General features: G+C 48.0%; 19 protein-coding genes. 9 read left to right on the top strand and 10 right to left on the bottom strand.

Annotated features, from left to right (window positions below; translation table 11 throughout):
- Positions 1 to 9 precede the first annotated feature (9 nt).
- Positions 10 to 1,290 carry a rod shape-determining protein RodA gene (gene rodA / locus ACYVEA_RS04985; protein ID WP_461112230.1) on the top strand — a complete coding sequence of 427 codons (1,281 nt, stop codon included), beginning with the start codon at positions 10 to 12 and terminating at the stop codon, positions 1,288 to 1,290.
- A 146-nt stretch (positions 1,291 to 1,436) separates the two neighbouring features.
- On the opposite strand, the gene ACYVEA_RS04980 is transcribed toward rodA, so the two are convergent.
- The 8 genes from ACYVEA_RS04980 to ACYVEA_RS04945 all read right to left on the bottom strand — a co-directional run bounded on the left by ACYVEA_RS04980 (position 1,437) and on the right by ACYVEA_RS04945 (position 9,092).
- On the bottom strand, positions 1,437 to 1,883 hold the full coding sequence (locus ACYVEA_RS04980) for a hypothetical protein (RefSeq protein ID WP_461112229.1): 447 nt from the start codon (positions 1,881 to 1,883) through the stop codon (positions 1,437 to 1,439).
- A 32-nt stretch (positions 1,884 to 1,915) separates the two neighbouring features.
- Entirely contained in the window at positions 1,916 to 2,275 is a 360-nt protein-coding gene (locus ACYVEA_RS04975; RefSeq protein ID WP_461112228.1) for a DsrE family protein, read from the bottom strand.
- Positions 2,276 to 2,400: 125 nt separating this feature from the next.
- Positions 2,401 to 2,571 carry a DUF1059 domain-containing protein gene (locus ACYVEA_RS04970; RefSeq protein ID WP_461112227.1) on the bottom strand — a complete coding sequence of 57 codons (171 nt, stop codon included), beginning with the start codon at positions 2,569 to 2,571 and terminating at the stop codon, positions 2,401 to 2,403.
- Between the two features lie 301 nt (positions 2,572 to 2,872).
- Positions 2,873 to 5,158, bottom strand: a complete 2,286-nt coding sequence (locus tag ACYVEA_RS04965; protein ID WP_461112226.1) for an NADP-dependent malic enzyme — start codon at positions 5,156 to 5,158, stop codon at positions 2,873 to 2,875.
- A 223-nt stretch (positions 5,159 to 5,381) separates the two neighbouring features.
- Positions 5,382 to 6,443, bottom strand: coding sequence for a ferrochelatase (gene hemH / locus ACYVEA_RS04960; protein ID WP_461112225.1), 1,062 nt, complete (start codon positions 6,441 to 6,443; stop codon positions 5,382 to 5,384).
- A gap of 109 nt (positions 6,444 to 6,552) precedes the next feature.
- Positions 6,553 to 7,338, bottom strand: coding sequence for a hypothetical protein (locus tag ACYVEA_RS04955; RefSeq protein ID WP_461112224.1), 786 nt, complete (start codon positions 7,336 to 7,338; stop codon positions 6,553 to 6,555).
- Positions 7,339 to 7,470: 132 nt separating this feature from the next.
- Positions 7,471 to 8,301 (bottom strand): hypothetical protein, encoded by an 831-nt coding sequence (locus ACYVEA_RS04950; protein ID WP_461112223.1) that lies wholly within the window; start codon positions 8,299 to 8,301, stop codon positions 7,471 to 7,473.
- Between the two features lie 41 nt (positions 8,302 to 8,342).
- Positions 8,343 to 9,092, bottom strand: coding sequence for an NUDIX hydrolase (locus tag ACYVEA_RS04945; protein WP_461112222.1), 750 nt, complete (start codon positions 9,090 to 9,092; stop codon positions 8,343 to 8,345).
- Between the two features lie 164 nt (positions 9,093 to 9,256).
- On the opposite strand from ACYVEA_RS04945, the gene ACYVEA_RS04940 reads away from it, so the two are divergent.
- The gene (locus ACYVEA_RS04940; protein WP_461112221.1) at positions 9,257 to 10,879 is read left to right on the top strand and encodes a carboxylesterase/lipase family protein; all 1,623 of its coding nucleotides are present in this window, start codon (positions 9,257 to 9,259) and stop codon (positions 10,877 to 10,879) included.
- Positions 10,880 to 10,937: 58 nt separating this feature from the next.
- Here the strand turns inward: ACYVEA_RS04940 and ACYVEA_RS04935 are convergent, their stop codons facing one another.
- A complete protein-coding gene (locus ACYVEA_RS04935; protein ID WP_461112220.1) occupies positions 10,938 to 12,218 on the bottom strand; it encodes an NAD(P)/FAD-dependent oxidoreductase in 1,281 nt (426 codons plus the stop codon).
- Between the two features lie 220 nt (positions 12,219 to 12,438).
- Between ACYVEA_RS04935 and ACYVEA_RS04930 the strand changes: the two genes are divergently transcribed.
- The 6 genes from ACYVEA_RS04930 to porG all read left to right on the top strand — a co-directional run bounded on the left by ACYVEA_RS04930 (position 12,439) and on the right by porG (position 17,454).
- Complete coding sequence (locus ACYVEA_RS04930; RefSeq protein WP_461112219.1) at positions 12,439 to 13,059, top strand: anthranilate synthase component II; 621 nt, start codon at positions 12,439 to 12,441, stop codon at positions 13,057 to 13,059.
- On the top strand, positions 13,056 to 13,859 hold the full coding sequence (locus ACYVEA_RS04925; RefSeq protein ID WP_461112217.1) for an alpha/beta fold hydrolase: 804 nt from the start codon (positions 13,056 to 13,058) through the stop codon (positions 13,857 to 13,859). Before ACYVEA_RS04930 ends, ACYVEA_RS04925 begins: the two co-directional genes overlap by 4 nt.
- A gap of 44 nt (positions 13,860 to 13,903) precedes the next feature.
- Positions 13,904 to 14,572, top strand: a complete 669-nt coding sequence (locus ACYVEA_RS04920) for a CBS domain-containing protein (RefSeq protein ID WP_461112216.1) — start codon at positions 13,904 to 13,906, stop codon at positions 14,570 to 14,572.
- 88 nt (positions 14,573 to 14,660) lie between these two features.
- A complete protein-coding gene (locus ACYVEA_RS04915) occupies positions 14,661 to 15,536 on the top strand; it encodes an NAD kinase (protein WP_461112215.1) in 876 nt (291 codons plus the stop codon).
- Between the two features lie 169 nt (positions 15,537 to 15,705).
- Positions 15,706 to 16,704, top strand: a complete 999-nt coding sequence (locus tag ACYVEA_RS04910) for a DUF6089 family protein (protein WP_461112214.1) — start codon at positions 15,706 to 15,708, stop codon at positions 16,702 to 16,704.
- A gap of 78 nt (positions 16,705 to 16,782) precedes the next feature.
- The gene (gene porG, locus ACYVEA_RS04905; RefSeq protein WP_461112213.1) at positions 16,783 to 17,454 is read left to right on the top strand and encodes a type IX secretion system protein PorG; all 672 of its coding nucleotides are present in this window, start codon (positions 16,783 to 16,785) and stop codon (positions 17,452 to 17,454) included.
- Between the two features lie 99 nt (positions 17,455 to 17,553).
- Here porG and ACYVEA_RS04900 read toward each other — a convergent pair whose 3' ends face one another.
- Complete coding sequence (locus ACYVEA_RS04900) at positions 17,554 to 18,453, bottom strand: SDR family oxidoreductase (protein ID WP_461112212.1); 900 nt, start codon at positions 18,451 to 18,453, stop codon at positions 17,554 to 17,556.
- A gap of 147 nt (positions 18,454 to 18,600) precedes the next feature.
- On the opposite strand from ACYVEA_RS04900, the gene ACYVEA_RS04895 reads away from it, so the two are divergent.
- Complete coding sequence (locus ACYVEA_RS04895; RefSeq protein WP_461112211.1) at positions 18,601 to 19,443, top strand: helix-turn-helix domain-containing protein; 843 nt, start codon at positions 18,601 to 18,603, stop codon at positions 19,441 to 19,443.
- Positions 19,444 to 19,504: the final 61 nt, after the last annotated feature.

Raw genomic sequence — 19,504 nt, 5'->3', positions numbered from 1 at the left:
CTAGTAACAATGGCGCGCCGTAACGACCCTTTTGCGCAACCAATCGACTGGCTCACGCTTTTATTATACCTCGGCTGTGTAACCATAGGCTGGTTGAATGTCTACGCGGCTGTATATAGTCCTGAGGACCAAACCAGCCTCTTCGACATGTCGACCAATGCCGGGAAGCAGTTGATGTGGATTGGCACGACAGCCATTCTGATTATCTGTATTCTTGTCGTCAACCATACGTTTTTCGATACGTTTGCTTTTGTCTTCTACGGTGTCATGATTGCCATGCTGCTACTCGTGCTGGTAGCTGGTGCAAACATCAATGGATCGCGGTCGTGGATTAAATTTGGCGGGTTTCAGCTTCAGCCCGCAGAGTTTGCGAAAATGGCGACGGCCCTGGCCTTAGCCAAGTATCTGGACATACCTGGCGTTAGCCTGAATAAGCAAAAGGACCTGCTCTACATTGGAGCTATCATTGTGCTGCCCTGTATTCTGATTCTGGCCTCCAACGAAACGGGCTCTACACTGGTGTTTGCCTCGTTTGTGATCATGCTTTATCGCGAGGGGCTACCCGGCTGGATTCCGGCCGTTGGCATTGCAGCCGTCGCTTTATTGATTCTGGCGTTGGTATTTTCCAAGCTGTATATCTTTATTGGTATTGTGGTTCTTATCGGTGTCGTTATCCTGCTTATGCCCCGGTATAATCGTACGATAAACAACTTGCTGTCGATGGGGATCGTTGCTATTGTGATGATGGTGTATGTGGCAGGAGTCGATTTTTTTGTGAACGATGTCCTGCAAAAACACCAGCGCAATCGTATCAAAGTACTCGTTGACCCAACTATTGATCCGCTGGGTGTTGGCTGGAACGTAACGCAGGCTAAAATCGCGATCGGTTCAGGACGGTTATATGGAAAAGGGTTTCTGGAAGGAACACAAACCAAACTCGACTTCGTGCCCGAGCAAAGTACCGACTTTATCTTTTGCACCATCGGAGAAGAGCATGGCTTTCTGGGCAGTTTCGTGATCATTGCCCTCTTTATCGGACTGCTTACCCGTATTGTCATTCTGGCCGAGAAGCAACGTACCAAATTTGCGCGGGTGTATGGCTATTGCGTGGCGGGAATTATATTTTTCCACCTCATGATCAACATCGGTATGACCATCGGCTTAATGCCTGTTATTGGTATTCCGTTGCCGTTCTTTAGCTACGGTGGCTCATCGCTTTGGTCATTTTCGATTCTCCTGTTCATCTTCCTCAAACTCGACTCCCGCCGATCATCCCTGATGCGCAGGTAGATTTGTATTCAAGTTTGAGCAACTACTTTCAACGATAAAGGCATGCCACGGCTCCAAACCGTGGCATGCCTTTATCGTTGAAAGTAGTTGCTCAGGTAGTACTTGGTAATAATGAGCGATAAGTTAAGTAATAGCTATCTCTTACGTTAGTCTTTCGACTGAATAACCCGATAGTCTTTGTAATTCTTTTCTATGATCGCGTCCTTGAAGAGCTTAAAATATTCCTTGCCTTTCTGGGCGCCATACTCTTTCGTCAGAAGTGATTCAATGCCGTAATCAGCGCCTTTGACGACCGGGTCCATAATAAACAGATAGGCGTATGAGCCATCGGCTTCTGGCTTCGTGGGATGCATGACCCGTGTCTGTTTAAATATCTTCTGATCAGCCGCCGATAAATTCTTTGCACCAGGCCAGAAAATTTCATGGATAAATCGCTCGTACTGAGCGCGCTTGCTAGCCTTAACCGGATACGAAATCACCCAAACGCTCTCATTCTGCTTGGCAGCAGTGTGGACGGTTTGACTTAGACCTGATGTGCCTATTAAGGCAAGTAAGAAACAAGTATACACTGTGCGTAAATAATCAGATACCATAGGATGAGCGTTGTAAATTAAGCCTGTTAAAATCAGTACGTAAACATCCGGTCGCTATCAGCAGCGAGCCTGACTAAAACGGTAGGCATGGCGAATTCGGCGGGCTTTCCCGTAATGTCAGCATCTGTTACGTTACGCGCTTTCGAAGACATGCCGGACAGATAGAACGTACCGCCTGCCTTCGCAATAGCCTCATAATGCTCCCTCAGTTTGCCCGTCCCCAACCCGACTACCTTATCCATTTCGGTGTCTTTGAGCAAGGTAACAGCATCGCCCGCCAGAAAGAGCGAGACAGTATGTCCTTCATCGAGAGCCGTTTTTGCTACCAGGAAGCCCAAAGCCGCTTTTGTAGCGTTTTCCGGACCACACGTAATGTGAATAAGGAACTTCATCTTTTTCGTGTTCGCAGTAGAAACATTGGTTTTGGATGTCTGTGCATACGTTGTAACAAACATGAAAAAGTACCCAAGAACGATCAGTAAATGTCTTTTGCCTATCATACTATGTTGCCAGGCTGTTATACGTCGTGAATCAGGGGCTTTATCTGTTCAGCCATCTCAGGTGTGACTGTTACCTGATGAACCTCCCGGGCATGTTGGGCGGCTATTTGTAACACGTCAGATTCACTTTCAGCCTTAACAACAGCAGGGCAGTCGAAGCCTAGGTCTTTGCAGTGTAGTTCTTTCATGGCAATAAAGTTTTTAGTGAATGATTTTTGAATTGCTCGTAAATGTGAGAAATTATTCACTGGTGATGAATGGGTATTTTTACCGATTTATTTAATGGTAACTTTTTTGGATAACTAGTTAATAATTAGGCCTGATCAGATGAATAAATGAATACTACTTCAGATCGTATGATCCGTAATTATGCTGTAGATTTTTTTAGTAAAAAGGGCGTTCAGACGGAGCAACGGTTCTCCATCTGGACGCCCTTGAAATTCGTGCTTTCTTAATCAGTAATTAGTCCTTCTGCGTTGTAAATCTCGCCTAACTTACCCCCTGCGCTTCAACTACGGCGATGGCTACCATATTGACAATTTCCCGCTCGGAAGAGCCGAGTTGCAGTACGTAAACGGGCTTCCGCATACCCAACAAAATTGGGCCAATCGCGTCGAAACCAACCGAGCGTGGTCCGGCGGCTTCCCGCATCAGGTTATAGGCAATATTAGCGGCCGATAGGTTTGGAAAAATGAGCGTGTTAGCGCCTTCGTCTACCAACTTGCTAAGGGGATAATTCTGACGTAATAAGTCTACATTGAAGGCTAAATGTGCCTGCATCGAGCCATCTACGACCATCTCGGGGTGTTTTTTTTGAAGGATTTCAGTGGCCTGCTGCATTTTGTCGGCGTCGTCACCTTTGGCGCTGCCAAAATTGGAATAGGTTACCAAGGCGATACGTGGCTTAATATTAAATCGCTCAACCGTTCGTGCCGTCAGTTCGGTAATCTCGACAATCTCTTCAGCGGTGGGGTTCATGTTGACTGTTGTGTCGGAGAAGAATAAGGGGCCCCGGTTGGTCAGCAAAATGTACATTCCAGCCACTTTCTGGACGCCCGGCTCTTTGCCAATAACCTGCAAGGCCGGTCGGATGGTATCCGGATAGTTTTGGGTTAACCCCGAAATTAGCGCGTCGGCCTGACCGGTTTCGACCATCATAGCGCCAAAGTAATTGCGCTGGAGCATTCGTTTTCGGGCTTCAATAGCGCTCACGCCTTTACGATGCCGGTTTTTATAAAATAAATCGCCAAACTGATCGACCAGCGTATGCTGCTCCGGCGAACGCGGATCAATGATAGCAATATCGGCCAGATCCAGGTTGTTCTGAGTAATCATGTCCTGAATCATGGCTGTTTCACCCAGCAAAATGGGTTGTGCAATCCCCTCATCTTTAACCTGTTGAGCTACCTTAAGAACTTTCAGATTTTCGGCATCGGCAAACACGACTCGTTTCGGATTCGTTCTGGCCTTGTTGTTGATCACTCTCGAAATACGGGTATCCTGCCCTAGCCGCCGGGCCAGTTGACTTTCGTAGGCATCCCAATCGGTGATTGGCTGCTTCGCTACCCCCGATTCCATCGCGGCTTTTGCCACGGCTGGGGCTACGGTTACCAATAAACGGGGATCAACGGGTTTAGGAATGATGTAGCCACGACCAAACATCAGATTGTCTGTTCCGTAAGCCATATTGACCAGATCAGGAACGGGTTTCTTCGCCATGTCGGCCAGGGCTTTTACGGCTGCCAGCTTCATCGCTTCATTAATTTCGGTAGCGCGTACGTCGAGCGCTCCCCGAAAAATATATGGGAAACCCAGCACGTTGTTGACCTGATTCGGGTAATCAGAGCGACCCGTTGCCATGATGATGTCAGGGCGGGCTGCAATGGCGTCTTCGTAGCTGATTTCGGGCGTGGGGTTGGCCATCGCAAACACAATCGGATTTTCAGCCATCGACCGTACCATATCCTGACTCACCGTATTGCCTTTCGACAAACCGACGAATACATCGGCACCAACGAATGCTTCTTCGAGCGTATGCAGGTCGCGGGACGTAGCGAACAGACGTTTACGCTCATCAAGATCGGTGCGGTCAGCGCGAATAACGCCTTTGCTGTCACACATCACTACGTTGTCGACGTTGGCTCCCAGAGACACATACAATTTCGTACACGAAATGGCTGATGCCCCTGCACCATTTATTAAAATTTTTGCTTGCTGAATGGTCTTGCCAACGATTTCGAGTGCGTTCAGCAGGGCAGCGGCTGATATAATGGCCGTACCATGCTGGTCATCATGCATGATTGGAATATTCAGTTCGGCTTTTAGCCGCTCCTCAATCTCGAAGCATTCCGGCGCTTTGATGTCTTCCAGATTTACGCCCCCAAATGTCGGCTGTAGAATTTTTACCATTCTGACAAACTCATCGACGTTTTTGGTATCTAGCTCAATATCAAACACATCAATATCGGCGTAAATCTTAAATAGCAAGCCTTTGCCTTCCATAACAGGCTTGCTGGCTTCGGGGCCAATGTCACCTAGCCCCAGCACGGCCGTCCCGTTACTAATCACGGCGACTAAATTACCTTTGGCCGTATATTTATAAACGTCTTCTCGATTTTCGGCAATGGCTAAACAGGGCTCGGCTACGCCCGGCGAATACGCCAGTGATAAATCGGCCTGCGTACTATAATCTTTGGTGGGAATAACTTCGAGTTTGCCCGGACGCCCTTTGGCATGATACTCAAGGGCGTCTTCGCGTCGTATCTTTTGTTGCATAAATTGATGTTGTAATTACATTTTTCCGCTGGCAATTTAGGTAGAGTTCCTTAATAACCGTAAGATAATTACCCGCTCAATTTATAGTAAAAAATAATGGCTGACGCGATTCAAAATGCGCGCCAGCCAATAGTTTATGATTCAATGAATAATTCTGATTGATCACTACGTAATAGTAATCAGTTACCTCTCAGTTATTTATCTAATAAGAAAGTGAATCATACTAAGCTGTTTTGACCAGATCAACTAGTGTTTCGATCCAGACCGGGCTGTCGTTTAGACTTTCGACCAATTGCCAATGTTTTCCACCAGCCTGCTCAAAGAGTTCCTTATATTCTACGCCCACTTCAATCGTCGTTTCCAGACAATCAGCGACGAATGCGGGCGAAAATGCCAACACGCTCATGATGCCTTTAGCCGGGAATCCCTTGATGACCTCGTCGGTGTAGGGTTTAATCCATGGGTCGCTGCCAAGCCGCGATTGAAACGAGGTTGTGTATTTTCCTTCCGGAATGCCTAAGGCTTCGACCAGCAGGCGTGTCGTTTCAAAGCATTGTGCCCGATAGCAATGTTGATTCAGCGCATTGAACGTATTGCAACACTCCCCAAACTGGCAGACTGTTTTCGTTACGTCACCTTTACGAATCTGTCTTTCGGGCAATCCGTGGTAGCTGAACAGAAAGTGGTCGTAATCATAAGCCGCCATGTATTTGCGGGCAATCTGTGCAAATCCTTCGATGAATTTCGGGTGCTCCAGAAAACGATTGACAAACCGAATGGCCGGAATTACGTTCCAATCTTTAACGATATCCATCACTTTCGCATACACCGACCCGGTAGACGCTGATGCATATTGCGGAAAAAACGGCACGACAACAATGGTAGTCAGTCCCAGTTGCTGAAATTCGTTCAAACCCGCATCAATGCTCGGACTTTGGTAGCGCATCGCTAATTTCACTACGTAGTCATCGCCCAGCTCTTTTTGCAATTCTTTCTCAACGACTTGTCCATAGTACTTTAAGGGCGAACCTGTTTCGGTCCAGAGTTGCTTATAAATCTTTGCTGATTTGGGGGCGCGAAACGGGGCGATAATGCCATTGACGAGTAGTGAACGCTGAACGAGCGGAATATCGATAACCCGCTCATCCATCAAAAACTCACGCAGGTATTTGCGTACGTCGGGTACCGATGGGCTATCGGGGGTGCCAAGGTTGACAATTAAAACGCCCGTTTTACCAACTACTTTCTTTTGGACAACGGGGGATTGTAAAACAGCTACTTCCATGAAGGAGAAAACAGTGATGTTAACGAGTTAGTTTGTTACGGTTTTAGTGTTTGCAATGTTGAGCGCCCGGTTTTAAGTCCACTGCTTTCGTAGGCAGAAAACCATACCCTCACTTTGCCTGCGGATATCGGCTCAAGTCTGTTCGGGTGAAATCGCTGAAAACTTCACCTGGTAAACCTGTAAAGACCATAATATCGGTTAAGTCACGTCCACCCCGGCCACTGGAGAGCAGAATACCGCCATGTTGCTGATAATCGTCCCAGGGCAACGTGAAAAGAGGAGACTGGTCGGTGACTTTGGGATAACGAGCCCACTGCGTTACCAGTCGTGACTTCTTGTCTACCCATATTTTATATTTATTACCGGGCATGCTGCTGCCGCTTTTGAATGTCATCTGGAGCACATCGGCGGGTTTGCCTACTTGCGTAACTTCATCACCCAGGTATTTAAGTGTCACGCCCGGTTCTTTAAGTCTGAAGGGCATCAGAAGCCAGTATGAGTCATTAATCCAGTTTTGCTTACCTTGTTTAACGTATTTAGCTACTGAATCCGGATCGGTCAGTTCATCACCGTTACGGAAAACACGCCCTTTATCATTGTTGATATTCAGCAGGATTGTCTGGTCATCGTGAAGATTGTCGATTCGAACATCTCCCGACCATTTGTCCCAGACAAACTTCCGTACGCCGGCAAACGTCCAGGTAATCAGCTGGGTTTCATTCCACGATTCCCGCCCGCCCATCGCATTCATCACAGCATCGGCGATCTGTATGGCACGCGTATCTGACCCCGCTATATCGAAGCCCGGCGTAGGCGAATTCGTTAGTTTGGTAGACTGAGCAAACCCAGTTAATCCGGTTAGCAGTAAAAACAAAAAAAGTTTAGGTATTTTCATAGGGTAAGGCCAGTGGTTCTGTAGGTTAGGATAGAACAAGGCCTGATTTTGTTTGGTTTGGCAGTGGCAAAAATTATCTTGATTTTGCTAGGGTAGTGTCATGTCAATCGACTAAAGCGCAGCTAATTTAACTTATTTACTACGTTTCTGTGCGGCTCGTTTTGTGCGCTCTAATTGTCGATACGTATCACTAAATTCATGACCCGTTGCCAGCGCATTGGATAAGGCCGGAACGCCCGATCGACCGACCACGGCTAGCCAGCGGGCGACTTCTTCGGCTGCTGTCTGGTAGGCCAGCATCGTATGGAAGGAATCGCCACCGAAAAAGTCGCGGGTAGTTTCCAGGTCAGCGAGTTTAAGCATTGGGTGTTGCAGAAATACCATCAGGTCATCATCACCAGCGGTTGAAAGGGCTTGCTGCAAACTGTCTGGCTTATCCCATACCGAAGGATTCGTGAACCTGTAATCGACCATTAGCGCCAACCCTTCGTTGAACCATTGCGGAATCTGGCGTTTCACGCGCCACCAGCCCAGTCGAGCAAATAATTCGTCGTGGCAGAGTTCGTGCGCAATCACGTCGGGGTTATTGCCATCCGGGCCCAGCACCAGATAAGACGTGCCCCAGGGCGTTCCCAAGCTACACCCGGCTCCTTCGCCCCCTGCGCAATAGTGTTCGTAATCAGCTTGAATTGGGCAGTAAATCAACGTAGCACGACCGCGTCGGTCGCCCCAAAAACGGTGGATGCGGTCATGAGCGATACGGACGTGTTGCTGGAGTTTTGCCTGTTGAGACGCTGTAGCTGTGCGGCTGACGTATGTTTCGCTATCAGGCGCAAGGCGATGGAAATCGGCTGATTGACTGACGTACATACACCGGAGTACTTGTGGATAAAGTAGCAGTGCCCCAATTGGTAAGGCAATCAGCAGGGGAAGTACGTAACGGCGCAACACGTTTACACGCATGAAAAATCAACGGATCGGGTAAGCGGTTTATTGGTTTGCTGTCATAGAACGTAGTGCGGTTGCTTTTCGGCAACGAACCGGTATAGATACGGGGCCTTATGAGCTCCTCCGCTGAATTTCTTGTCAAGACGTTCTAAAATCCCCAGGCTGAGCATCTTGCGTTGAAAGCCTGACCGATGCAATGGCTGGTCTAAAATCGTTTCGTAAAGACATTGCAGATCGGCCATGGTAAATGTATCAGATAAGAGATTAAAACCAATCAGTTTCCGGTCAAGATCGGTTCGAAGCGTTTCCAGGGCTTTCTGAACAATGGCCTGATGATCCAGCATCAAGGAGGGCAGACTCGCTAAATCATACCACTCGCAACTGTCCGATAACGGATCGGGAATGGGTACTGCTTTCGTAAAATCAATCAGGGCGTAATAGCCAACCGAAACAAACCGACGTAGTAACCAGTGGTTCTCACTCGGAGTGATACCTTTAGCTTCCATAATGGCTCGCATAGGGGCCGGATCGTGGCGGTTTCGATCGCCAAAAACGTAAAATTGTTCCAGAAAAATATCATGCAATCCCGTTCGTTCAGCTAGCGCCCGGCGGGCTGCATCGTTCAAATTTTCAGTCTCCTGTATGAACCCGGCGGGTAGCGCCAGTAAGTCTGTATTGCGGTACGCTAGCAACAGAATCTTTAACTGGTTCTGATGAAACCCGAATATCACGAAGTCAATAGCCAGACCTGGCAGAAAGCCTGCACCATCTGGACTGATTTCTTCGGGGATTGGCTGATCGCTCATTCTATTAAAATTTAGGCGCAAGTAACAAAAATTTTGGTGGTCTCAATTTAAGTTTTGATTATTGTATCAATTTGTGACAATAATCAAACTAATTCCGTATTTACCCAGCAAACGCAGCGTTCGGTGGTTGTCAATACATTTCCTTTCCCCTAAAAAAAATGGCAATGAAAACTCTTTTTATGCTTTCGGTACTGACTGTTCAATTAGCGCATGTAGCCGTTGCCCAAACCGCTCCCCAGGCCAAAACAGTCAACGGTGTTGTTGAAGGTGTTACAGAATCGAGCGGAATTCGCGCGTTTAAAGGCATCCCCTTTGGTCAACCGCCCGTCGGTGATTTACGGTGGAAAGAACCTCAGCCTGTTAAAAACTGGCAGGGTGTTCGCAAAGCAGACAAGTTTGGGCCACGCGCCATGCAACGGGCTGTTTTTGGCGACATGGGCTTCCGATCAAACGGCATGAGTGAGGACTGTCTGTACCTGAACGTATGGACGCCTGCGAAATCGGCCAATGAAAAACTGCCGGTGCTGGTCTATTTCTACGGTGGCGGATTCATTGCGGGAGATGGTTCTGAAGCGCGCTACGATGGCGAAAGCATGGCTCAGAAAGGCATTGTAGCCCTTACGGTAAATTATCGGCTCGGCGTATTTGGATTTATGGCCCACCCTGAACTAACAAAGGAGTCTCCGCATCATGCGTCGGGTAACTACGGCCTGATGGACCAGACAGCCGCGCTACGTTGGGTGAAGCAGAATATTGCGGCCTTTGGTGGCGACCCGAACAAAGTAACTATCGCGGGTGAATCGGCTGGATCGGTGGCCGTAAGTGCTCAAATGGTATCTCCGCTGGCGAAAGATCTTTTTGCCGCTGCCATTGGTGAAAGTGGTTCCCTGCTAGGTGGCATGCCACCTAATTCACTTGCTACCGCAGAACAGAGCGGTGTTACGTTTGCAACGGGTCTGGATGCAAAATCGTTGGCGGATTTGCGGGCGATGCCAGCCGAAAAAGTGCTTGAGGCCACTGCGAAGCCGGGTGTCCCCTGGTTCACCTCTACCATTGATGGGTATTTCCTGCCTAAAGCGCCGACGGCAATTTTTGCGGCTGGCGAGCAGGCACACGTACCGTTACTGGTGGGTTGGAATTCGCAGGAAATGGGGCCTAATGCTATACTAGGCAAAGAACAGCCAACACCAGAAAATTATGCCAATGCCGTCAAAAAACTATACGGCGACCGTGCCGATGAAGTGTTAAAGCTCTATCCGGCTACAAACGAAGAGGAAGTGTTGAATTCAGCGATGGATCTGGCCAGCGATCGGTTCCTGGCGTTCAGTACCTGGAAATGGGCTGATATGCAGATTAAAACGGGTGGTAAACCGGTCTATCGCTATTATTATTCTCGTCCGCGTCCATCCATGACCGCTGAGATGGGAAATGCAACCGCCGGATTAGCCGGTGGCGTTGTGAAAGGGGGCGATACACCCGCCAGCAAAATACCACCAGCTCGCGGTGCGGTTCACTCGGCTGAAATTGAGTATGCTATGGGAAATCTGGCCAGTAATAAAGTCTATGCCTGGACACCCGACGATTATAAGATCTCGAAGGTCATGCAGGAATACTTTGCCAACTTCATTAAAAACCACGACCCAAATGGAGCGGGTTTGCCAAAGTGGCCAGCGGCTAACAGCGGGAATAGCGTTCAGTATATGCAGATCGACGTAAATACCCACCTTGAAACGGAAAAAAATCGGGCACGTTACCTGTTCCTGGATGCGTACAATACGAAGCAGTGATTTAAGTTTATTCGTTTACCAACTACCCGAAAGCTGTAAGTTTTCGGGTAGTTCTTTTTTATAGGCTACTAATCATCTCCGCGACTTCCCGGCCCGTTTGCATGGCAGCATTAAGCGAGGGGTAAGTCGTCTGGTCACCACATTGGTAGAGTGAATCGCTCAGTTTTAGGGGGTGACGGAGCGCACTGGAACCCGCTTGCATGGGCGCATAAGCAGGCAGGGCATGAGGAATGTGGTACGTCCGCAAATGCCGCCATTGTTGCACCTCACTACCAAACCAGCCCGTTAATTCCTGTCGGATCTGTTGAGTTAAAATGGGTTCATTCACTAGTTCCAGACTTTGTGTGCTAACGGAAATGAGCGTCTGCCCGGCCGGTGCATAGTCGGGAGCTACGTCGCTGATAATGGCTACGTTATGTACTGCCGAACTGCGGTGCGTATTGAGTAATAATAATTTCTGAGCCGGGGTTGATTTAGGAGATTCTGTCGCGGCAAAATATGTACAGGTGGTATGGTTGAATGATTGTTCAGCAGGAACAGGCTTGCCCAGCAACGTAGCAGCCTGGGCTGCATCGACGGCCAGGACAATGGTTTTCGCTCGAATTACCTCGCCATTGACTAAGTGAATCGTGTTACCGGAAATTTGACCAACCGGACTATTGAGTCGAATCTGTTCAGGCGATAATCGACTTGCTAGTTGAATCGCAATGGCCCCGATGCCCCGCGCGGGTACGGCGGCATCGCCCGAGAAGAACATGCGAAAGCAAAACTCGAAGAAATTACTTGAGGTTATAAGCGCATCTTCCAGAAATACACCCCCAAAAAACGGCCGGAAAAATCGCTCGATAATCTGATCTGAGAAGCCATATTCCTGCAGAAACGCTAGGGTAGTGGTGGGTGTTTGGTGAAACAGTTCACCAATTGGCAAGCCCTGAGTTCGGCGCATCAATTCGGCAATCCGCAGTTTATCGCCCAAGGTTCCAACGGAAGACCCAATCATCCGGAACACAGAAAGTGGCTCCTGTAGTGGATTTAGTACCGTTATCCATTCATCCCGATCCCGAATGAGTGCGCCAGAACGAAAAGTTCGTAAGTCAAGTGCTGCGTAATTGAGCAACCGTTGCGCTTCGGGATAGGCCGTCAACAGAATCTGAAAGCCCCGATCGAGTTGAAAACCATCGACGGTATCGGTTCTGACACGCCCGCCCACACCATCGGCTGCTTCGAGCACAAGAGCACGAACCCCAGCTTGTTTGAGATGAACGGCGCAGGTTAGACCAGCCATACCGGCACCAATAATAACAACGGGTGAATCCAGATTGGGCGAATCTGTAGCCATGTCAGCGATGAGTTGTGTTTATAAATAAACGTCAAATTTAACCGCTACGCCGACCTATTAATAAGTTCATTATTCATTACGTAGCACTTTTTTTATAAATTTTGACTATTTCTAAGTTTGTAAAAAATTAATCTTCTGATAATCAGGCGCTATTAATTATGTGTTCTTGCTTTTTTTTAGAAAGTATTAATTTTGCCAGTCTAATTTGCGTTATGGCTGTATGAACCTGTTGGTTGTTGATAATTTCGATTCATTCACCTACATGCTGGTTGATTATTTACAGCAGGCAGGTGCTACGTGTCGCGTTGTGCGAAACAATGAACCGTTAGCTGATCTGATCAACGAACCTGTCGATGCGGTTTTGCTGTCGCCAGGTCCGGGCGTACCCAAACAGGCTGGCCGCCTTATGGATGTTATCCACTATTACCATCAGCGCGTGCCTATGCTGGGTATTTGTTTGGGACATCAGGCGCTGGGCGAATTTTTTGGGGCAACATTAACCCGGGCCAAACGGCCCATGCATGGGAAAGTATCGACAATTCGTATCAAAACCGATGATATATTATGGCAGGGCTTGCCGACACAATTTGACGTAACGCGCTATCATTCATTGGTACTAACGGACCTGCCGCCTGATAAATTAGTGAAGTTAGCTGCAGCGGAACAGGATGAGGTGATGGCCATCCGCCACCAGACATTGCCCATATGGGGCGTGCAGTTTCATCCCGAAGCGGCCCTTACCCAGCATGGATTGCAGCTTGTCGAGAACTGGATTGATTTTGTATTGTTTACTTATAAAAAAAACGACCTAACCACAACCTTAACCGCGCAATACGTATGAGCTATCACATTCGGGAGGAAGCGGGTTTCCGCTACGTAGATGAAGGTCAGGGCGAAGTGCTGCTGTTACTGCATGGCCTGTTTGGTGCCCTTAGTAACTGGGACAGCGTTATCAATACCTTTTCAGACCGCTACCGGGTGGTGATTCCGTTGCTGCCTATTTATGAAATGCCTATTCGTCAGGCAAGTCTGGAGGGGTTGGTGACCTACATTGAAAAATTCGTTGCGCAAAAATCCCTTCATGATATGACGCTGCTTGGCAACTCGCTGGGTGGTCATTTAGCTATTCTTTACGCGTTTAAAAATCCCGAACAGGCCCGCCGATTGGTGTTGACCGGAAGCTCCGGGCTATTCGAGAATGGTATGGGAGGATCGTTTCCGAAGCGGGGCAGTTATGATTACATCGCCGAGCGTGTGGCCTATACATTTTATGATCCGAAAGTTGCGTCCAAAGACCTGATTGACGAAGTGTTTGAGATTACCAGCAGCATTCCCAAATGCATGAGCATCGTGGCTATTGCGAAATCGGCCCAGCGAAATAACGTAGCAAAAGATCTGTACAAAATACAGGTGCCGACGTTGCTGGTGTGGGGATTGAATGATACCATTACGCCGGCTGAGGTAGGTCATGAGTTTAATCGGCTGATTGCCAATTCGGAACTGCACTTTATTGATAAGTGCTGCCATGCACCGATGATGGAACGTCCCGATCAATTCAATGCGTTGCTTGATAGCTGGCTTGTCAGGCATCCTGTTTTCAGTGAAGAGTTATCCGAGAACAGTTTTGAAACTATGACTTAATTTGTGTAGTTTTCTGCCAAACAGGTTTTTTAACATTACTAAGTATGCTGGCCGCCGAACTAATAGATCCTATGCTGCCGTCCCTAAAGCCAACCGACCTGGTCGGGCAGGCCCTGGAGTGGATGGAGGAACACCGTGTCGGGCAACTCGTGCTGACCGATCAGGGCGATTACCGGGGCATTGTTAGCGAAGAATTACTACTGGACGTTGCCGATGATGAACGCCCCTTAAGTGACGTAATGCGCCTGTTTGAAAAGACGTATGTGCAGGAAGATCAGCATCTGTTCGAGGTGTTGGGACTCGTTATCCAGCATCATATGGAGGTAGTAGCCGTAATAAGTGAAGAGCGGGTATTTAGCGGGACCATTTCCGTCAATGAATTGCTCAAACAGTTTGGTCAGGAGCTGGGCGTACAGGAAGTGGGTGCTATTCTGATTCTGAACATGAACGAGCGCGATTACTCGCTATCTGAAATCAGCCGTCTGGTCGAATCGAATAACGTCAAGATTGTAAGCAGTTTTTTTTCCAGCGCGGCCTACGGCCAGCCCGACCGCTCCCGCCTGACGCTCAAGCTGAATCGACGCGATATTACGCGGGTCATCTCAACGCTCGAACGTTTCGGCTATCACATTGAAGCAGCTTTTGCCAATGCTCCTGTTGAAAATATCGACCAGGATCGACTCGACTCGTTGCTTCGTTATTTAAATACCTAGGATAGTCGACAGTTGACAGTCGATACTCATCAGTACATATTGATGCCGGGGCTATCGACTAATGACTATCGGCTAACGACTTCTTTTTATGAAAATCGCCATTCACGGGCGCAACTTTCCCGAATCAGCTCGTCCTTACATCCAATCCATGTTTGAGGAACTGGCCCGACGACAAGCTGAGTTAATCATCTCCAAAGGTTATCGCGAGTATCTGGATAATGCAGGCGTAGCGCATTATAGCCAGGATACCTATACTATTGAAGAAGGTGTTACAGATGCCGACTTCATTTTTAGTCTGGGGGGCGATGGTACGTTGCTGGATGCTGTTACACATGTAGGTGCCCGCCAAATTCCCATCATCGGCATTAATATCGGGAGACTGGGGTTTCTGGCTACGGTGGCTCCGGCGTCGGTTCGCCTAATGATTGATGCCCTTTTCAATGATCAATATAGCATTGATGAACGTGTATTGGTAAGTGTTCGGTCGAGCCAGGACATTTTTGGGAACCTGCCTTTCGGTCTCAATGATTTTACGATAACACGTACGCAGACATCGTCGATGATCACCGTGCATACGTATCTCGATGGCGAATTTCTGAACTCTTATTGGGCCGATGGTATAATTATTTCAACGCCCTCCGGCTCTACAGGTTATTCGCTCAGCTGTGGAGGTCCCGTGCTGCTGCCTCAGACGAATAACTTTATTATTACGCCCATTAGTCCGCACAACCTTAACGTACGCCCCATGATCGTAATGGATAGCTGTCAATTAGCCTTTGAAGTTGAGAGCCGTAGCGGTAATTTTTTGGCCGCCCTGGATTCTCGATCATTTACGGTTGAAACGGCCGTTAGGATCAGCGTTCAGAAAGAAGCGTTCAAGGCCAGGCTGGTGAAACTCAGCGATGATAATTTCCTCAATACGTTACGTAGTAAACTCAACTGGGGTTGGGATATACGCAATTAAGAAGCGTACAAAGCTCAAAATTCACCGCTAGGCATGGCTTGTTTTGAGGCTCATATGTCCCTATAGAAGATAAATTTTACGGTCTAAGGCCAATAAAAGCTACGGCCCTACCGTTTCGGAATTGGCTGGTTTACGAGCTAGCCATGGTTGATTCACGTACTTCACGAATATGAATAAACATAAGCAGTTAGTGATGAGTGCTGCGGCAGTTTGTCTGCTGATGGGCCAGGTTACGGAAAGCTCGGGGCAACGGCGACCGAATACGAATTTTATTCCGTATTCATCGGTGTCGTTTGGAGGTGGTACGTCTACTTATTTTGGCGATCTGGCAGGCTATCGCAAACCCCTTAAGACACTATTTATGCTGCCTAGATGGAATGTTGGACTGGGCTATACCCGCCAGTTCACGCCCCATTTTGCGGCCCGCGCTATGTTTACCTGGGCGCGCATTACGGGTGATGATTATAAGTATAATAAAAATGACATTGAGGATAATCTGGTGCAATATGCCCGGAATCTGCACTTCCGTAATGATTTGAAAGAGTTTGCTGTCACGGGTATCTATAATTTCAAGGCAGACGGACGCAATTCCGATAACCGGGCGCAATTTACGCCGTATATATTTGGGGGAATAGCCCTATTAGCGCATAGTCCCGAAGCTCGCACACCAGTTACTACTGAACCTGGTAGTCAGGAATGGGTCAAACTTCAACCGCTGCATACAGAAGGGCAGGGGCAACCTGGTTTCGACAAGCCCTATTCATTGGTAACCGTGTCCATTCCGGCTGGTGTTGGTGTTCGGTACAGGTTGAACGATAGCTTCACTATTGGAGCGGAACTTGGTTTACGAGTGACGTTTACGGATTATCTCGACGACGTAGGCAACGGTAATTATGCTGATAAAGCGACTCAACAGGGCGTAGCAACAGTAATGACCGATCGGCGGCTGGAGGAGTTTGCCGCTCGTACTAAGAATGCACCTGAGCGTTACCAAGTGCTGAGAACCATGTATGATAATGGAACAGCCGAGCAAAAGGGACTCATTGCAGATGCACTGAATTCTCCAGTACGTAGTACAAAGGGGCTTCTGCCAGATGGTTATGTGTTGACCCAGTTTACGATTCAGTACATTATCCCATATAAAATCAAGTGCCCACCCATTAAATAAACGCATGGTAAGCAAAGAAGTGGTTGGTCTACTAGAGAATCAGACACTTTCTGCCGACTGCATACTATTACCTGATTTATGCCTCACTATAGAATCAACGTGGCCCGGCTGGTGATAGCCGGGCTTTTTATCAGTTTTAGTACGCAGGCTCAGAAAATGGAAGTAGGGGGAGGACTGGGCGGTATGCTCTGTAAAGGCGACGTTTCGCCGACGCTCAATCCCCGATTTTATCGACCGGCGGGGAACCTATTTTTCCGTTATAATGCCACCCGTTCATTTTCAATGCGGGCGGGAGTTGCAATTGGTGGTCTGCGTGGTGAAGACCGGGTTAGTGGCGATCCTTTTCAGCAGGCACGGGACTACTCATATCGTACGAGTCTTAGTGAAGTAACAGTAGATTTTGAATATAATTTTTTCAATTATAAACCACAGCCAAAAGTAAAAAACTGGTCACCCTACATATTTGGCGGAATAGGAATCGTCAACTTCAATAATGCCGTTATTAAGGCGCGTGGTATGCTTGCGTTCCCCTTGGGCATAGGCATAAAGTATGAAATAAAACGGCCGTGGAGCGTTGGCGTTGAGTTTGGTACCCGCTTCACAAACAACGACTATTTAGATGGATTGGGCGATAGAACATTTGGCGTAACCAACAGTAAGTTAGGGCAAGGTAACCCAGGTCTGAATGACAGTTACACTTATACAGCCCTAACGGTGAGTTATACATTTTATAAGATTTTCTGCCCATAATGGAGCGTATAGCTGCCCAAAAAGCAAAGGGATTACAGATTGTTCTCTGTAATCCCTTTGCTTTTTGGGCTTTATTATAGATTCGGCAACGTATTACTTTTAGGAAAAAGCCGGGGCATAGTCTTGAGCGAACGTAGCAAAAGTGCGTGGTGAATTACCCGTAATAGCCTGAACATCTGATGTAACGAACGAAGCCTCATTTCGACTATAATGCGCATAATCTTCCAGTAGGCCGTCGGCTTGCCAAGTTGGAAAACCTGCTCCAAGTAAGGCGCTCCGCATGGCTTCCGATGGAACATCTATAAAGGTAACCTGTCGATTTAAGGCTACAGATAACGCGTCGGCCATCTCTTTGTGGGTTAGTGCCTGCGGCCCCGTGAGCGTGTATGTTTTGCCCTCATGTCCCGATTTAGTAAGGGTTGTAGCAGCTACCTCCGCAGTATCATGAATGTCGATGGCACTGATCCGGGCATCGCCAATGGCCGCGAAGAACTTTCCCTGTTCCCTGATTGAGTCTTTGAAACCCAGTAGACCCTGCATAAACAAGTTAGGGCGCAGGAACGTGAAGTCCATTCCCGATCCCTGAATAGCCTGTTCAACAACGGCGTGGTAGCGGAGAAACCGTACAGGAGATGCCTGGTCAGCGGCTAGCTGGGATAATTTTACAAGGTGCCGCACCCCTGCCTTTTGCGCTTGTTTTACAAAGCTAAGTTGTTGATCTTCGGCTTGTTCTGAGGAGCTCGTTAACAGAAAAGCCTGCTCTATGCCCATTAAAGCCTGAGCCAGGGACGTAGCATCGTTGAAGTCGCCTATCACCACATCGGCCCCAGCTAATGTGGTGAATTTCTCTGCATCTTTAGGCGAGCGGACCAGGGCACGAAACGGGATGCCGCGCTGGGATAAAAGTCGGGTGAGTGCTGAACCAATGCTACCCGTTGCGCCCGTAATGAGCAGAGTAGGCATTTTACCTGTTGACGGTGAGTTTGTGGTCGTATTCATAGGCTTGTCGTTTGATGGTTCGCTACCGGCTTGCTCAATCGAATGAGTAAAATTGGGTTGATTGTAGTGAGCCTAACTGGTATTATTTGTGTTTTGACAAGACAAAGGTCGGCTCGAACGACCAGGCAAAATTGTAAGAAAACGAAAATGACAACACTAACGAATAGCCAGGTAGTTGACGCCGACGCCCGGTTGGCGACCGTATTCAGTCATTTTTATTGTGTCCAGCAGGCCTTGGATGCTTCACCGCTCCGGCAACAGTTATTGCCTAGTTATGAGATGATTCTGGTGTTCAATTTCGGTCCGGAAATTCCTGTCTCTATAGGTGATAGCGTTTATATGATTCGGAAAATGGCCGTATTGGGTCCCTTGCAAAAAGTGCTAACGTATGAACTGCCTGCCGGTGCCGATCTGATTGTTGTGAATTTTACCCTCAATGGGTTCCATCGACTGTTGAAAGTTCCCATGCAGCAGCTCAGGGTAGGTGATCTATATAATCCTGACGTATTGCTCAATAAAAACTGCTTTGATGATTTATGGCAGCAGTTGGCCGGTATGCCCGAATTGAGCGATCGGTTGCAGCTATTAAGTGAGTATGTCCTACTATTTGTTGCTCCCGTTGCATCGTCGGCGCACCCTCTGATGGATAGCATTCCCTATTTCAAAGAATCGGCTACCGACCCAATTAAAGCCCTTGCCGATACATATCAGCTGTCTCCCCGAAGTATTCAGTTGCGATTTCAGGCACAACTTGGCTATTCAGCTAAAGAGTTGATACGTTTTCTACGCTTCAAAAAAGTACTTATTTTTCTATTTCAGGCGTATCCTGCCTCGATTGACTGGCTGGATCTTGTACTTAAGTTCGGTTATCACGATCACAGCCACCTGATTAAGGACTTTCACTATTTTCTGGATATGACGCCCCGTCAGTTTCTCGCGCAACTCGCTCGGGGTGCCGTGTGTATCAGTAAACCGGGCAAGTTTTATTGAAATTTATCCACAGAGACACGGAGAGTACAAAGTTGTAAATATTTAGAAACCAGCAATCTGC

The organism is Spirosoma jeollabukense (genome assembly GCF_054777855.1).
The sequence above is the reverse complement of the archived record's forward strand: the minus strand, read 5'-3'. Positions and strand labels throughout refer to the sequence as shown.

Coding starts and splice junctions, on each gene's coding strand:
- rodA (WP_461112230.1), top strand. CDS start 10: ATGGCGCGCCGTAACGACCCTTTTGCGCAACCAATCGACTGGCTCACG.
- ACYVEA_RS04980 (WP_461112229.1), bottom strand. CDS start 1,883: ATGGTATCTGATTATTTACGCACAGTGTATACTTGTTTCTTACTTGCC.
- ACYVEA_RS04975 (WP_461112228.1), bottom strand. CDS start 2,275: ATGAAGTTCCTTATTCACATTACGTGTGGTCCGGAAAACGCTACAAAA.
- ACYVEA_RS04970 (WP_461112227.1), bottom strand. CDS start 2,571: ATGAAAGAACTACACTGCAAAGACCTAGGCTTCGACTGCCCTGCTGTT.
- ACYVEA_RS04965 (WP_461112226.1), bottom strand. CDS start 5,158: ATGCAACAAAAGATACGACGCGAAGACGCCCTTGAGTATCATGCCAAA.
- hemH (WP_461112225.1), bottom strand. CDS start 6,443: ATGGAAGTAGCTGTTTTACAATCCCCCGTTGTCCAAAAGAAAGTAGTT.
- ACYVEA_RS04955 (WP_461112224.1), bottom strand. CDS start 7,338: ATGAAAATACCTAAACTTTTTTTGTTTTTACTGCTAACCGGATTAACT.
- ACYVEA_RS04950 (WP_461112223.1), bottom strand. CDS start 8,301: ATGCGTGTAAACGTGTTGCGCCGTTACGTACTTCCCCTGCTGATTGCC.
- ACYVEA_RS04945 (WP_461112222.1), bottom strand. CDS start 9,092: ATGAGCGATCAGCCAATCCCCGAAGAAATCAGTCCAGATGGTGCAGGC.
- ACYVEA_RS04940 (WP_461112221.1), top strand. CDS start 9,257: ATGAAAACTCTTTTTATGCTTTCGGTACTGACTGTTCAATTAGCGCAT.
- ACYVEA_RS04935 (WP_461112220.1), bottom strand. CDS start 12,218: ATGGCTACAGATTCGCCCAATCTGGATTCACCCGTTGTTATTATTGGT.
- ACYVEA_RS04930 (WP_461112219.1), top strand. CDS start 12,439: ATGAACCTGTTGGTTGTTGATAATTTCGATTCATTCACCTACATGCTG.
- ACYVEA_RS04925 (WP_461112217.1), top strand. CDS start 13,056: ATGAGCTATCACATTCGGGAGGAAGCGGGTTTCCGCTACGTAGATGAA.
- ACYVEA_RS04920 (WP_461112216.1), top strand. CDS start 13,904: ATGCTGGCCGCCGAACTAATAGATCCTATGCTGCCGTCCCTAAAGCCA.
- ACYVEA_RS04915 (WP_461112215.1), top strand. CDS start 14,661: ATGAAAATCGCCATTCACGGGCGCAACTTTCCCGAATCAGCTCGTCCT.
- ACYVEA_RS04910 (WP_461112214.1), top strand. CDS start 15,706: ATGAATAAACATAAGCAGTTAGTGATGAGTGCTGCGGCAGTTTGTCTG.
- porG (WP_461112213.1), top strand. CDS start 16,783: ATGCCTCACTATAGAATCAACGTGGCCCGGCTGGTGATAGCCGGGCTT.
- ACYVEA_RS04900 (WP_461112212.1), bottom strand. CDS start 18,453: ATGAATACGACCACAAACTCACCGTCAACAGGTAAAATGCCTACTCTG.
- ACYVEA_RS04895 (WP_461112211.1), top strand. CDS start 18,601: ATGACAACACTAACGAATAGCCAGGTAGTTGACGCCGACGCCCGGTTG.